13 protein-coding genes are annotated in these 13,735 nt (G+C 73.7%); 6 read left to right on the forward strand and 7 right to left on the reverse strand.

Annotated features, from left to right (window positions below):
• Position 1: 1 nt before the first annotated feature.
• The 4 genes from ACIP67_RS02850 to ACIP67_RS02865 form a co-directional block, all read right to left on the reverse strand.
• Positions 2-949: an ABC transporter permease gene (locus ACIP67_RS02850; RefSeq protein ID WP_401686318.1), complete on the reverse strand. Its 948-nt coding sequence runs from the start codon at positions 947-949 to the stop codon at positions 2-4.
• A complete protein-coding gene (locus tag ACIP67_RS02855) occupies positions 946-2,601 on the reverse strand; it encodes an ABC transporter substrate-binding protein (RefSeq protein WP_401686320.1) in 1,656 nt (551 codons plus the stop codon). The genes ACIP67_RS02850 and ACIP67_RS02855 overlap by 4 nt, the downstream gene beginning before the upstream one ends.
• A gap of 136 nt (positions 2,602-2,737) precedes the next feature.
• Positions 2,738-3,910, reverse strand: a complete 1,173-nt coding sequence (locus tag ACIP67_RS02860) for an acyl-CoA dehydrogenase family protein (RefSeq protein WP_401686322.1) — start codon at positions 3,908-3,910, stop codon at positions 2,738-2,740.
• Positions 3,911-4,184: 274 nt separating this feature from the next.
• Entirely contained in the window at positions 4,185-4,328 is a 144-nt protein-coding gene (locus ACIP67_RS02865) for a hypothetical protein (RefSeq protein ID WP_401686325.1), read from the reverse strand.
• 587 nt (positions 4,329-4,915) lie between these two features.
• Between ACIP67_RS02865 and ACIP67_RS02870 the strand changes: the two genes are divergently transcribed.
• The 5 genes from ACIP67_RS02870 (at position 4,916) to ACIP67_RS02890 (ending at position 9,952) form a co-directional block, all read left to right on the forward strand.
• Entirely contained in the window at positions 4,916-5,011 is a 96-nt protein-coding gene (locus ACIP67_RS02870; protein WP_401686328.1) for a putative leader peptide, read from the forward strand.
• Between the two features lie 134 nt (positions 5,012-5,145).
• Positions 5,146-6,348: an LLM class flavin-dependent oxidoreductase gene (locus ACIP67_RS02875; RefSeq protein WP_401686330.1), complete on the forward strand. Its 1,203-nt coding sequence runs from the start codon at positions 5,146-5,148 to the stop codon at positions 6,346-6,348.
• Between the two features lie 19 nt (positions 6,349-6,367).
• Positions 6,368-7,744, forward strand: a complete 1,377-nt coding sequence (locus tag ACIP67_RS02880) for an NtaA/DmoA family FMN-dependent monooxygenase (RefSeq protein WP_401686333.1) — start codon at positions 6,368-6,370, stop codon at positions 7,742-7,744.
• A complete protein-coding gene (locus ACIP67_RS02885; protein WP_401686336.1) occupies positions 7,741-8,814 on the forward strand; it encodes an LLM class flavin-dependent oxidoreductase in 1,074 nt (357 codons plus the stop codon). Before ACIP67_RS02880 ends, ACIP67_RS02885 begins: the two co-directional genes overlap by 4 nt.
• Positions 8,807-9,952 (forward strand): LLM class flavin-dependent oxidoreductase, encoded by a 1,146-nt coding sequence (locus tag ACIP67_RS02890; RefSeq protein WP_401686338.1) that lies wholly within the window; start codon positions 8,807-8,809, stop codon positions 9,950-9,952. Before ACIP67_RS02885 ends, ACIP67_RS02890 begins: the two co-directional genes overlap by 8 nt.
• Before the next feature lie 336 nt (positions 9,953-10,288).
• Here ACIP67_RS02890 and ACIP67_RS02895 read toward each other — a convergent pair whose 3' ends face one another.
• The 3 genes from ACIP67_RS02895 to ACIP67_RS02905 all read right to left on the reverse strand — a co-directional run bounded on the left by ACIP67_RS02895 (position 10,289) and on the right by ACIP67_RS02905 (position 12,547).
• Positions 10,289-10,720, reverse strand: coding sequence for a MerR family transcriptional regulator (locus ACIP67_RS02895; RefSeq protein ID WP_401686341.1), 432 nt, complete (start codon positions 10,718-10,720; stop codon positions 10,289-10,291).
• A 33-nt stretch (positions 10,721-10,753) separates the two neighbouring features.
• Positions 10,754-11,830, reverse strand: coding sequence for an MDR family NADP-dependent oxidoreductase (locus tag ACIP67_RS02900; RefSeq protein ID WP_401686344.1), 1,077 nt, complete (start codon positions 11,828-11,830; stop codon positions 10,754-10,756).
• Between the two features lie 219 nt (positions 11,831-12,049).
• Positions 12,050-12,547, reverse strand: a complete 498-nt coding sequence (locus ACIP67_RS02905) for a MarR family winged helix-turn-helix transcriptional regulator (RefSeq protein ID WP_401686795.1) — start codon at positions 12,545-12,547, stop codon at positions 12,050-12,052.
• Positions 12,548-12,752: 205 nt separating this feature from the next.
• Here ACIP67_RS02905 and ACIP67_RS02910 point away from each other — a divergent pair, with 205 nt between their 5' ends.
• The gene (locus tag ACIP67_RS02910; RefSeq protein ID WP_401686346.1) at positions 12,753-13,676 is read left to right on the forward strand and encodes an alpha/beta hydrolase family protein; all 924 of its coding nucleotides are present in this window, start codon (positions 12,753-12,755) and stop codon (positions 13,674-13,676) included.
• The last annotated feature ends 59 nt before the right edge of the window (positions 13,677-13,735 follow it).

The following is a 13,735-nucleotide window of genomic DNA, read 5'->3' on the forward strand; positions in this document are numbered from 1 at the left end:
ATCAGGCGCTCCTGAGCCGCGGGTCGATGACGGGGTACAACAGCTCCACGACGGTGGAGATCACGACGAAGACGAAGGCCGAGAGCAGCACCACGCCGATCACGACCGGCATGTCCTTGGCGGTCACCGCCTGGAGGACGAGCGAGCCGATGCCGGGCCGCCCGAACACCGTCTCCACCAGGACCGCCCCGCCGATGAGGGAGCCGGTGAGCCACCCCGCCAGCGTGAGCAGCGGCACGGCCGAGTGGCGCAGCGCGTGCCGCAGCCGCACCGCCGTACGGCCGACGCCGCGGGAGCGGGCGGTGACCACGAACGGCTGCTCCAGGGCGGCTTCGAGTCCCTCGCGCAGCACCTGCGCCAGCACGCCGGTGAGCGGCAGCGCCAGCGTGACGGCGGGCAGGACCAGCGAGGCGAAGCCGTCCGCCCCGGCCACCGGGAAGACCGTGAACCGGAAGGAGAAGACGGTCAGCAGCACGATCCCCACCCAGTAGGACGGGGTGGAGGCCGCGACCAGCTCCCACACCGAGGCGACCGCGCGCAGCGCGGGCCGGCGGCCGGCCGTCGCCACCGCGGAGAGCACCGCGAGGACGACGGCCAGGACCAGCGCGGCCAGGGCCAGCTGTACGGTCGGCCCCAGCTGGTCGCCGATCAAGGACCACACCGGCCGCTGGAGCTGGTACGACTCCCCGAGGTCGCCCCGCAGGAGCCGGCCCAGGTAGTGCAGGTACTGCTCGGCCACGGGCCGGTCGAAGCCGTACTCCCGGCGGATCTCGGCCCGCACCTCCGGGGAGCCGGCGTTGGACGGCCCGAGCAGGACGGACACCGGATCGCCGGGGATGAGCTGGAGGGCGAGGAAGGCCAGGGTCGCGGCCCCCGCCAGCACGGCCACCGCCGAACCCAGCCGCCGGGCGACCGCACGGGCGAGGGCCGTCGCCGGGGCCGCCGTCACGCCGAGCCCAGCCAGGTGTCGTAGTAGGTCAGCCAGTTGCTGGCGTCGAACGTCAGCCCCTTCACGGTCTTGGCGTGCCCGACCAGGGAGACCTGTGTGTAGAGCGGGACGACGACGGCCAGGTCGATGGCCCGCTGCTGCACCTTGGGGTAGACGTCCGCGTGGACCTTCGCGTCCAGGGTGGCCCGGCCCTCGTCCGTCCACCGGTCGAAGTCGGCGTCGGTGAGGAACGTGGCGTTGATGCCGCCCTTCGCCGGAGCGCTGCCGGAGTTGAGGAACAGCCACAGCACGTCGGGGCTGAACCGGGGCCAGCTGAGGTCGATGGCGTTCGCCTTGCCGCCGTACACCTGGGTGTTGTAGGTACCGAGGTCGAGGCTGGGGCGCTTGACCTCGATGCCGATCTTCTTCAGGTCCGCCTGGATGGCCTGGCCGAGGACGTCGCGCCCCTCACGGGTCGCCTGGATCGACAGCTGCGGCCAGGTCACCGTGAGCCGCTTGCCGTTCCTGGTCCGGTAGCCCTGTGCGTCCCGGCCGGTCCAGCCCGCCTCGTCCAGCAGCTTCGCGGACTCCTCCGGGTCGTAGGGCCAGCTGTCCTCCAGGGTCTTGTCGTAGTAGGGGGTGGTGGGGCTGATGGGGCTCCAGGCCCGCGGGTACTGCCCGAAGGTGACCGTCTTCACGTCCTGGTCGATGTCGATCCCGCGCTGGATCGCCTTGCGTACCCGCTGGTCGTCGAGCGGGGCCAGTGAGCTGTTGAGCCAGAGGTTGTAGTTGCCGCCGGGGGCCTGCCGGGAGATGAGCGACAGCCCGGAGGTCGCCTTGACCGTGGTGACGTTCTGCGGCGGTATGGCCTTCGCCACCTGCACCTGACCGCTCGTCAGCGCGCCCGAGCGCACCGAGGCCGTGGACAGGAAGCGGACGACGAGCTTGTCGAGGTAGGCGGGCCCGGTGTGCGCGGCGGTCGCGGGCCCCCAGTCGTACTTCGGGTTGCGGGTCAGCACGGCCGACTGGCCCTTGGTGTAGCTGGTGAAGACGAAGGGCCCGCTGCCCACGTCGGCGGGACCGCCCGCGGCGAGCTTGCCGGCGTTCGCCGCGAGGGCCTTGGGCGAGTAGAAGCCCAGGTAGGTCGTGCTGGCGGCCTGGAGGAAGGGGGCGAACGGCTTGGAGAAGGTGACCTTGGCCGTGTGCGCGTCGACGACCTCGGTGCCCGTGTAGGGGCCCAGGAGGCTGATCGCGTACAGCGACTTGGTGGACTTGGCGACGATGTGGTCGAAGTTGGCCTTCACCGCGGACGCGTCGAAGCGGGTGCCGTCGCTGAACGTCACGTCGGTGCGCAGGTGGAAGGTGTAGCTCTTGTAGTCGTCCGCCACCTCCCACTTGGTGGCCAGCCAGGGGTGGAACTCACCGTCGGCGTCCTGGGAGACCAGCGAGTCGAACACCTGGCGCTGGATCTCGGCGGTGACGTCCTGGGTGCTGGCGTGGATGTCCCAGGAGACCGGTTCGGTGTCGACGGCGGCGGTGAGGGTCCCGCCCCGGACCGGTGTGTCCGAGCCCGCCTTGCCGGTGTCGTCGCCGGACGAGCAGGCGGTGAGCAGGAGGAGCCCGCTCACTGTCGCCGCGAGGAGACGGCTGAGCGCGGACAGGGACGGGCGCATGGTCGAACCCCCGGCGTGAGTGGGTCTGGAATGAGAGGACGGCGAGGCGGGAGACGCGGGGCCGGCGGACGGTGTGCCGCCGGGGGACCCGTCGCCCGGCGGAACCCGCCGGGCGACGGACCGGGATCGGGCCGGCTCAGTCATCGGGTGCCTCCGCCGCGAGGGCCGTCGCACCGACGACCGGCAGGATGGCGTCCTCGCCCGGCGCGTGGACCCCCACCGACTGGATGTCACGGAAGTGCCGTTCCAGCGGGCTGCCCTGGGCCAGCCCGGGGTTGCCGAGCAGTTGCACCGCCGTCCGGACGGCGGTGGTGAGATGCCGTACGACCACGACCTTCGCGGCCAGGGCGTCGACACCGCGGACGGGATCGCCCCGGTCCACCCGCTCCGCGACGGAGAAGATCAGCTGCTCGGCGCTGGAGAGCAGGGTCTCGATCTCGCCCGCCGTGCGCTGGAAGCGGTCCGTCGTGGCCAGGGGACGCCCCAGCGCGGCGGGCGTCCGCGTGTGGGCGAAGGTGTGCACATGACTCTGTGCCGCGCGCGCCACCCCCAGGTAGAGGGAGGACGAGAGCAGCAGCATGATGCTGCCGGGCAGCGTGCCCGGGGCGGGATCGGCGCCGGGCGGGGCGAGTTCGTGCACGTACTCCGCGGGGATCTCGACGTCCGTGAACACCACCTCGTGGCTGCCGGTCGCCCGCATGCCCAACTGCTGCCAGGTGGGCACGATCTCGATGCCGGGCGTGCCGGCGGGGACGATGAAGTTGCCCACCCGCGGTGACGGCTCGTCCGTGGCCGCCCAGACCAGGAAGTAGCTGAGGCCCTCGGCGCCGGTGACGTACCGCTTCCTGCCCTGGATCGACCAGCCGTCCGCGGTCCGCCGGGCGGTGGTCGCCGGCAGCGGGCCCCGGGTGGACGAGCCCATCTCCGGCTCCGCCCGCGCGTGGTTGAGCAGGGTCGGCCGCTCGGCCGACTCGGCCAGCACCCGCGCGTACAGCTCCTGCGGCCAGGGGCTGCGGGTCTGCAGGAGGTGGGGGACGATGGTCATCCCGGAGATCAGCGCGGTCGACGGGTCACCGCGGCCGAGCGCCAGCAGGATGCGGGCGACATCGGTGAAGCCCGCCCCGGGACCGCCGTACCGGGGGTCCACCCCCGCGGTCAACAGCCCTGCCTCGTGGACCACTTGGATCGGCGCGTGCGGGAAGGCGCCGGTGCGGTCGTGCTCGGCCGCGGTCGCCGCGAGCGACGCGCTCACCTCGTCCAGGCGGCCGAGGTCCGCAGTTGACAGCCGGCTTTCGGTCGCGGAGCTCATGAGACCCCCTCCGGTGCGGCGAGGGGCAGGGCGGTGGCCATGGGCATGTGCGTGTCCTTGGGATCGGGTGACGGTCCGGCCACGTGGGGTGAGCGGAGCGGGGGCGGCGATACGGCGCACCGGACGTGCGGAACCGGCGGGTCGCGGCGGACCCGGTCGGGCGGCGACCGTGGGGGGAGGTGGAGGACCGTGTCAGAGGGTGCGGGCAGTCGCCCGCGGTCCGGCCTGCGGGCCCGTGTTCACCGGAGTCCGGCGGCAGGTCGGGCGGGTGGGATCAACGACAGCTGGTCGACTTGATCCGGCCGAAGTCCACGACGCGGCACTGCGTCAGACAGGGCATCAGGTGATGGCTGGAACCATGGCCGAAGCCGCCGGCCGGGGGCCGGCCGAACTCCGTCACAGTCACAGGCCAGAACATGCCACTGAGCATGCAGGACACGGGCAGGCCGCGTCCAATGCCGATTCGTGATCAAGGGTGATCGCGCACACCGATCGGTGCCCGGCCCGTGCGCGTGACCCGGGGGCCACGCCGGGCCCCGGTGCCCCGCCCCTCTCCGAGACGGCCCGGGTGGGCGACGTCCCTCCGGCGCGCCCCTCACGACCTGCGGGTGTCCGCCGCTCTCCGGCCGGCCGCCACGTCCGCCGCCGGCCGCCTCCACGGCCGGCGGCGGCGCGGGCCGCACCGTCCGAACCACCCGAGCCGCGGCACCCCGGGAGCGTTCCCCGTTACGCGCCACGGACCTGTTCCCTGTTTCGATCTTCCGGGCCCGCACGCGGGTGCGTGGTCGCCCGGCGGGGGAGCGAGGGCACGTCCAGGACAGCAGTGCCCGCTCGTGGGACGGCCGGAGGGTGGTCGTGGGACGGCCGAGGGTGGCCGTATGCTCCCTTCCGGACCAGTCCGTATCGGACGATCTTCGGCCCCGGCCCGGGAACACCGGGCGTGGCCGGGGCGTTGTGACGGACGACGAGATGTGTGAGGCGCCACCGCGCGCCCGACCGAGGGAGGTGACCGACGTGGCCCGCAGAGCCCACGCCGTGCACCTCTACTCCCGGCCCCACATCGACCTCCAGCGCGTGGCCGGCGCGCTCTGTCGTTCCTGACGCCCCCGCTCCGGCCGTCGGCCGGGCGACCCGTCGGCTCGTCGCGCTCTCCCCCCGTGTGCCCGCGTACGGGGCCGACGTCTTTTCCCGCGGACCTCCAGGACGTTTCCCGGACCCTTCAGGAAGGCACCCCCGTGTCCTCGACTCCTCCTTCTCCCCTGCACCTCGCCGTGGCCTTGGACGGCACCGGCTGGCACCCCGCCTCCTGGCGCGATCCGGTGGCCAGGCCCCGTGAGCTGTTCACCGCCGGGTACTGGGCCGATCTCGTCGCCGAGGCCGAGCACGGCCTGCTGGACTTCGTCACCATCGAGGACGGCCTCGGCCCGCAGTCCTCCCACTTCCTGGACCCGGACGACCGCACCGACCAGGTCCGCGGCCGCCTCGACGCCGTCCTCGTCGCCTCCCGCGTCGCCCCGCTCACCCGGCACATAGGCCTGGTGCCGACGGTGGTGTCCACCCACACCGAGCCGTTCCACATCTCCAAGGCGATCGCCACCCTCGACTACGTGAGCACCGGCCGCGCGGGACTGCGCGTCCAGATCACCGCCCGCCCCACCGAGGCCGCCCACTTCGGCCGGCGCTCGATCCCCCGCATCGAGTCCTACGACGGCCCGGCCACGCTTGACCTGGTGGCCGACCTGTTCGACGAGGCCGCCGACTACGTCGAGGCCGTGCGCCGCCTGTGGGACAGCTGGGAGGACGACGCGGAGATCAGGGACGTGGCCACGGGCCGGTTCATCGACCGCGACAAGCTCCACTACATCGACTTCGAGGGCCGGCACTTCAGCGTCAAGGGCCCCTCCATCACACCTCGCCCGCCCCAGGGCCAGCCCCTGGTCACCGCCCTCGGCCACGACACCGTGCCCTACCGTCTGGTGGCCCGCGCCGCCGACGTCGGCTACGTCACCCCTCACGACGCCGACCAGGCCCGCGCGATCGTCGCCGAGATCCGTGCCGAGCAGAAGACGGCCGGGCGCGCCGCCGAACCGCTGCACGTCTTCGCCGACCTGGTCGTCTTCCTCGACGACGACCCGGCCGAGGCCGCCGCCCGCCGTGACCGCCTCGACACCCTGGCCGGCGAGGAGTACACCAGCGACGCCCGGATCTTCACCGGCACGCCCAGCCAACTCGCCGATCTGCTCCAGGAGTTCCAGGCCGCCGGACTGACCGGCTTCCGGCTGCGCCCCGCCGTCGCCGGGCACGACCTCCCGGCGATCACCCGGGGCCTGGTCCCCGAACTCCAGCGCCGCGACGCCTTCCGCCGCGCCTACGAGGCCGACACCCTGCGCGGGCTGCTCGGCCTGGCCCGCCCCGCCAACCGCTATGCCGCCGCCTGAGCGGGAGGGAGACCCGACCATGACCAAGCCCCTGAAGCAGATCCACCTGGCCGCCCACTTCCCCGGCGTCAACAACACCACCGTGTGGAGCGACCCGAAGGCCGGCAGCCACATCGAGTTCAGCTCGTTCGCCCACTTCGCCCGCACCGCCGAACGCGCCAAGTTCGACTTCCTCTTCCTCGCCGAGGGCCTGCGCCTGCGCGAACAGGGCGGCAAGATCTACGACCTGGACGTCGTCGGCCGCCCCGACACCTTCACCGTCCTCGCCGCGCTCGCCGCCGTCACCGACCACCTCGGCCTCACCGGCACCATCAACTCCACCTTCAACGAGCCCTACGAGGTGGCCCGGCAGTTCGCCAGCCTCGACCACCTCTCCGGCGGCCGCTCCGCCTGGAACGTCGTCACCTCCTGGGACGGCTTCACCGGGGAGAACTTCCGCCGCGGCGGCTTCCTCCCGCAGGAGGAACGCTACTCGCGGGCCAAGGAGTTCCTCGCCACGGCGCACGAACTCTTCGACTCCTGGCGGGGCGACGAGATCGTCGCCGACCAGGCCACCGGCACCTTCCTGAGCGACGCCAAGGCCGGCGCCTTCGTCCACGAAGGCCGGCACTTCGACATCCACGGCCGCTTCAACGTCCCGCGCAGCCCTCAGGGCCGCCCGGTGATCTTCCAGGCCGGCGACTCCGACGAGGGCCGCGAGTTCGCCGCCGCCGGCGCCGACGCCATCTTCAGCCGCTACGCCGCTCTCGACACGGGCCAGGCCTTCTACACGGACGTCAAGAACCGCCTCGCCAAGTACGGGCGACGCAAGGACCAGTTGCTCATCCTGCCCGCCGCGAGCTTCGTCCTCGGCGACACCGACGCCGAGGCGGAGGAACGGGCCAAGGAGGTGCGCCGCCTCCAGGTGAGCGGGGCCACGGCCCTCAAGCACCTGGAGTTCGTCTGGAACCGGGACCTGTCGTCGTACGACCCCGACGGCCCGCTCCCCGACATCGACCCCCTGGTGAGCGAGGAGCACATCTCGCGCGGACGCGCCCAGGTGCGCATGTACCGGGACCCGCTGGCCACCGCCCGTGAGTGGCGGGAGCTGGCCGCCGCCCACAACTGGTCGATCCGCGACCTGGTCATCGAGACCGGCAACCGCCAGACCTTCGTCGGTTCCCCCGGGACCGTCGCCCGGACCATCGACGAATACGTCCAGGCCGACGCCGCCGACGGCTTCATCCTCGTCCCGCACATCACGCCCACCGGCCTCGACGAGTTCGCCGACAAGGTCGTCCCCCTGCTCCAGGAGAAGGGCGTCTTCCGCACCGAGTACGAGGGCGGCACCCTGCGCGACCACCTCGGGCTCGCCCACCCCGACGACGTGCCGGGCACCGAGCGGGCCGCGTCGTGAAGTTCCTCGCCATCACCCTGATCGTGCACCGTCCTGACCCGGTCACCGGCGTACGGAAGTCCACCCAGGACCGCTTCCGCGAAGTGCTCGACAACGCGCTGCTCGCCGAGGAACTCGGCTTCGACGGCTTCGGCGTGGGCGAGCGGCACGAGCGCCCGTTCATCTCCTCCTCGCCGACCGTCGTCCTCAGCCACGTCGCCGCCCTGACCCGGCGCATCCGGCTGTTCACCGCCGTGACCACCCTCAGCCTCCTGGACCCGGTCCGCGCCTACGAGGACTACGCCACCCTCGACCACCTCTCCGGCGGCCGGCTCGACCTGATCATCGGCAAGGGCAACGGCGCCGCCCAGCGCGAGCTGTTCCACGTCACGCCCGAGGACCAGTGGGAGCGCAACGCCGAGAGCTACGAGGTGTTCCGGCGGATCTGGCGGCAGGACAAGGTCACCGCGGCCACCCGCTTCCGCCCCGAACTGACGGACGCGGAGGTGTGGCCGCGGCCGTACCAGCAGCCCGTACGGGTCTGGCACGGCAGCGCCACCAGCAAGGAGTCGGTGGACCTGGCCGCCCGCTACGGCGACCCGCTGTTCTCGGCGAACGTCACCCATCCCATCGAGCCGTACGCCGAGTTGATCCGTCACTACCGCGAGCGCTGGGAGCACTACGGCCACGACCCGGCCGGCATCGCCGTCGGCGCCGGAACGGCCGGGCTGTACGTGGCCCGCACCTCCCAGGAGGCCCTGGCCGCCTACCGGCCCGTCTTCGAGGGCAACCTCGCCTTCCAGAGACAGGCCGGCCTCCCGGTCGTCTTCGAGACCCTGGAGGACTTCGTGGAACGCAGCTCGGCCCTGATCGGCAGCCCCCAGCAGGTCATCGACAAGGTGCACCGCTACCACGAGCGGTTCGGCCACACGGTGGTGCACCTGCACGCGGACGCGGGCGGGCTCACCGACACCCGGCACCGCGACTCGCTGGAACTGTTCCAGTCGGCGGTCGCCCCGGTGCTGCGCAAGGACATCCCGGATCCGCCGTTCGCGTGGGGCCCCGTACTCCCGGAGGCGGCACATGCCTGACATCCCCCTCGGCGTCCTCGACCTGGTACCGATCCCGTCCGGGTCCACCGCGCGCGACGCACTGCGCAACTCCATCGACCTGGCCCGGCAGACCGAACGCCTCGGATACGCCCGCTACTGGTTCGCCGAGCACCACCTCAACCCCGGCGTCGCGGGCACCTCCCCGGCGGTCGTCCTGGCCCTCACCGCCTCCGCCACCTCCACCATCCGGCTCGGCTCCGGAGCCGTACAGCTCGGCCATCGCACCGCGCTGTCCACGGTGGAGGAGTTCGGCCTGCTCGACGCCCTGCACCCGGGCCGCTTCGACCTGGGCCTCGGGCGCTCGGGCGGCCGCCCGCCGGCGGAGCGGGCGACCGCGCCGACGGTCACCCCGGTGGTCGACGGCCGCGCACCGAACGGCCTGCTCGTCCCGCCCCGCTTCTCCTTCGAGCGCCTGCTCGGCTCGCCCCGGGTCGCCCTGCACCGCAAGCTGCTCCTCCTCCCGAACGCCGAATCACAGGACTACGCCGAGCAGATCGACGACATCCTCGCCCTGCTGGCCGGCACCTACCGCTCCCCGGAGGGCGTCGAAGCCCGTGCCGTGCCGGGGGAGGGGGCGGACGTCGAGCTGTGGATCCTCGGCAGCAGCGGCGGACAGAGCGCCGAGGTCGCGGGCGCCCGGGGCCTGCGCTTCGCCGCCAACTACCACGTCAGTCCCGCCACCGTCTTGGAGGCGGTGGACGGCTACCGGTCCTTCTTCCAGCCCTCCGACGTCCTCGACAAGCCCTACGTGAGCGTCTCCGCGGACGTGGTCGTCGCGGAGGACGACACCACCGCCCGCGAACTCGCCGCCGGGTACGGCCCGTGGGTCCGCAGCATCCGCACGGCCGAGGGCGCGATCGAGTTCCCGACCCCGCAGGAAGCACGCGCCCACACCTGGAGCGAGGAGGACCGCGAACTGGTCCAGGACCGACTCGACACCCAGTTCGTCGGCTCGCCCGGCCGGGTGGCCGACCGGCTGGAACAGCTCCAGGAGGCCACGGGAGCGGACGAGTTGCTCATCACGACCATCACCCACGACCACGCGGACCGGGTCCGCTCCTACCGGCTGCTCGCCGAGGAGTGGCGCCGGAGAGGCCACTCCACACCGTCGGGCTGATCACGCCGCGGGGTGTCCCCGCGGGCACGCACCCTGGCCGGGCGGACCCCCGCCCCGGCCGGAGGTCCGGCAGACCGCAGCCGACGGTCCGGCCGGCGTGCCCGTACGCCCGCGGGGAGCCGGCCCTCCGCCTGCGGGGAGTCGGCCCACCGCCCGAGGACCGGACGGGTCTCGCCGGAGCGGCCCGCGCTCGTGGCCGGCCGGAGGCCGGACCGCGTCGCCCGGAGCGGCGGAGGCCGGCCGTGGCACGGAGGCCGGCCGTGGCGCGGGGGCGGGTTCCGCCCGCCGCTCGCTGCCCGCCTGCCGCGGGCGGGCGGGCAGCGAGCGGCGGGGAGGTCAAGGGGTGTGCCGGGCGCCGACCGCCGGGTGCCCGTCGGCGGGCACGTGCCGCGGTGCCGGGCACAGTCCGGCCCGCAGCGCGTCCCTGAGCCGGGTGAGGCGGTCGATCTCCGCGTCGAGGACGGCGACGCGCCGCCGTACCACCGTCGTACCGACGATGGCCGGTTCACCGGGTGCCGGGGGCCGGCAGCGGCGGGGCTCGCGGGTGGCGAGCAGCGGAAGGCGGTCGGCGATGCCCGCCAGGTCCTCGACGGTGAGGCCGAGGGCCAGGAGGTGCCGGATGCCGCGCAGGACGGCGAGGTCGTCCGGGGTGTAGTCGCGCTGGCCGGCCCTGGTGCGGCGCGGCGGCGGCAGCAGTCCGCGCTGCTCGTAGAAGCGCAGTGCCCTCGGTGTCGCGCCGACCGCCGCCGCGGCGTCCCCGATCCGCATGGTGCGTACCTCCCGCTCTCGTGGCCCGGCTCGTCAGTCGTGTCCCGGGAGGTCGACGACGACCGTGCCGAAAGTCCGTCCCCTGGTCAGTTCCTGCAACGCCAGCGGTGCCTGTTCCATGCCCTCGAAACGCGTCAACGGCAGCCGGATCCGGCCGGACCGCAGCCAGCCGTCGAGCCGGCCGGTCCACTCCGCCTGCACCTCGGGGTGGTCGATGCCGGTGTACCCCCGCACGGACACTCCCTTGACCACCAGTCGGAAGGTGTCGATCCGTGCGGGTGCCGTGGCACCGGAGCCCCGTGCGGCGAGTTGCCCGGAGAGGGCGCCCACCAGCGCGAACCGTGCGCCCTGCCGGGCGGCGTCCAGGGCCGCGGTGAGCTGGACGCCGCCGACGTTGTCGAGGAGGACGTCGATGCCGTCCGGCGCGGCCTCGGCGAGCTGCGCGGAGAGCACGCGGTGGGCGTCGTCGTCCGTGCCGTCCTGCCGCTCGCGCCACGATCCGCCGGTCAGCACGGCGTCGTAACCCAGTTCGGAGGTCAGACGCTCGGCCTTGTGCGGGGAGCCGGTGGTGCCGACGACCCGGGCGGCGCCGAGCAGCCGGGCGATCTGGCCCGCCAGGGAGCCGACCCCGCCCGCGGCCCCGGTGACCAGGACGACGTCCCCCTCGCGTACGCCCGCGAGCCGGGTCAGCGCCCCGTAGGCGGCGGAGCCCGAGGTGAGGTGGGCGGCGGGCTCGGGCAGGGCCGGGTCGACCGGGGCGCACCGGTCCGCGGGGACGAGGGCGTACTCGCGCCAGCCGAGCAGGTGCCTCACCAGGTCGCCGGGGCGCAGCGGGCTGCCGGGCGGCGCGGCGACGACCTCGCCCACGGCCGGCCCGAACAGCGTGTCCCCGGGGCGCAGTCCCGGCACCGGCGTGTCCTCGGCGGCGCCGCCGACCAGGGTGCGCAGGCCGCCGAAGACCTGGAAGTGCCGGTTGCGGACCAGGACCTGGCCCGGCGCCGGGGCGGGCAGTGCCGTCTCGACGACGGTGAAGTGCGCCGGTTCGGGCAGCCCCTCGGGTACGGCGGCGAGCCGCACTTCGCGGCTGGTGCGGGGCAGAACCGTGGTCATGGGAGGCCTCCTGGGCGGGCGCGGTGGACGGACCCGGTGGCGGCGCGCACCGGGCCGTGGCCGGACGGCGGCCGCGAGCCCGGGAGGGTGCGCGCCCGCCGGGCGGTGCGCCGACGCTAATCCCTGACCCGCGCGTCAGGGGCAAGCCCGGACTCCGCCGGGCGGTCCGCAGTGGTGTCCCTGCCGCCGTGCCCTTACGGCCGTGCCGCCGAGCCGTGCTCAGCGCGGTGACGGACGGTCCGACGCGGCGGGACCCTCGACACGGGCGAGCCAGGTGGTCAGAAGGGTTTCGAGAGCCGATGCCTCGTCGGGGCGCAGGGCGCTCAGCAGCCGGTGCTCGTTGTGGATGTGGTCGGTGAAGGCACGGTCGAACAGGTCCCGTCCGGCGGCGGTCAGCGCGACCACACGCCCCCGGCCGTCGTCCGTGGCGCGACGCCGGGTGACCAGCCCCGCCCGCTCCAGCCGGTCGATCCGCTTCGTCATGGCGCCGGTGGTGACCATGGTGTGGGCCGCCAGTTCGCCCGGCGCCCGCTCATAGGGCTCACCGGCCCGGCGCAGCGCCGCCAGCACGTCGAACTCGCCCTCGCCGAGGCCGTACCGGCGGTAGACGACGCACAGTTCCTGCGTCAGCAGTGCCGCCAGCCGGTGGAGCCGGCCGATGACGGCCTGCGGGGCGACGTCGAGGTCGGGCCGCTCGCGCCGCCAGGCGGCCTGGATCCGGGCAGGTCGTGGTGCCGCTGCGGCCGGGAGGCCGTAGTGGTGCTGCCGCGGGCCGGGTGACGGTCGTGGTGCCGCCGGGGGCCGGGTGACGGTCGTGGTGCCGCCGGGGGCCGGGTGACGGCCGGTCTTGCCACGGGGCCGCTTTTCTGCTGTCTTAGGGAAACGCTGTTTCCCTCACCCATCGGCCGAGAAGGTGGTCCCCGTGTTCCGCAGGCTCTTACGGCCGGTGCTCGCACTGCTGTTGTCCTCGTCGGCCTTCCTGGTCACGGCACCTGTCGCCGCCGCCGCCCCGGCCGCGGCGGTGGACCCCTCCCAGGCCGGCCCGCACGCCGTGGCCCACACCGACGTCACCGTCACGGCCTCGGGCCGCTCCTTCAGCGCCCGCGTCTGGTACCCCGGCACCACGAGCGGCGCCGACGCCCCCGTGGCCGCGGGGGCCCACCCCGGACTCGCCTTCGGCCACGGCTTCCTGCACGACGTCTCCCAGTACGCGAGTCTGCTCGGCCACTACGCCTCCTGGGGGTTCGTCACCGTCGCCCCCAAGTCCCAGGGCGGTCTCCTGCCCAGCCACTCCTCCTTCGCCGACGACCTCAACGCCGCGCTCACCTGGCTCACCGTCCAGAACGGCACCTCCGGATCGCGCTTCGCGGGGGCCGTGGACACGGCCCGTCTCGGCGTCGCCGGCCACTCGATGGGCGGAGGCGCCGCCCTGCTGGCGGCCTCCCGCAACACCGCCGTGCGGAGCGTCTCCACGACGGCGGCGGCGGAGACCAGCCCGTCCGCCGTCACCGCCTCCGCCGCGCTCGCCGTCCCCGCCCAGTACGTCGGCGGCAGCTCGGACTCCATCGCCCCGGTCGCCGCCAACCAGCGGAAGATGTACGACGCCAAGCCCGCGCCCACCCAACTGCGGGTCATCACGGGCGGTTTCCACTGCGGCTTCGTCGACGCGTGGGCGCTCGGCTGCGACAGCGGCTCCCTGACCCGCGCCGCCCAGCAGAAGCTCACGCAGGGCGTCACCGCCGCCTACCTCCTGTACACCCTCGGCGGTGACACCTCGCTGTACGACCAGGTGTGGGGCACCACCGCCCAGAACCTTGCCGGGGTCGTGTACACGGCCAAGCCCTGACCGCCGCAGGGCCGTACGGACGTCCTGGTCCGCCGGCTCGACCCGACCGCCGTGAGGAG

The sequence above is a fragment of the Streptomyces sp. NPDC088812 genome (genome assembly GCF_044750285.1).
GTDB lineage: Bacteria > Actinomycetota > Actinomycetes > Streptomycetales > Streptomycetaceae > Streptomyces.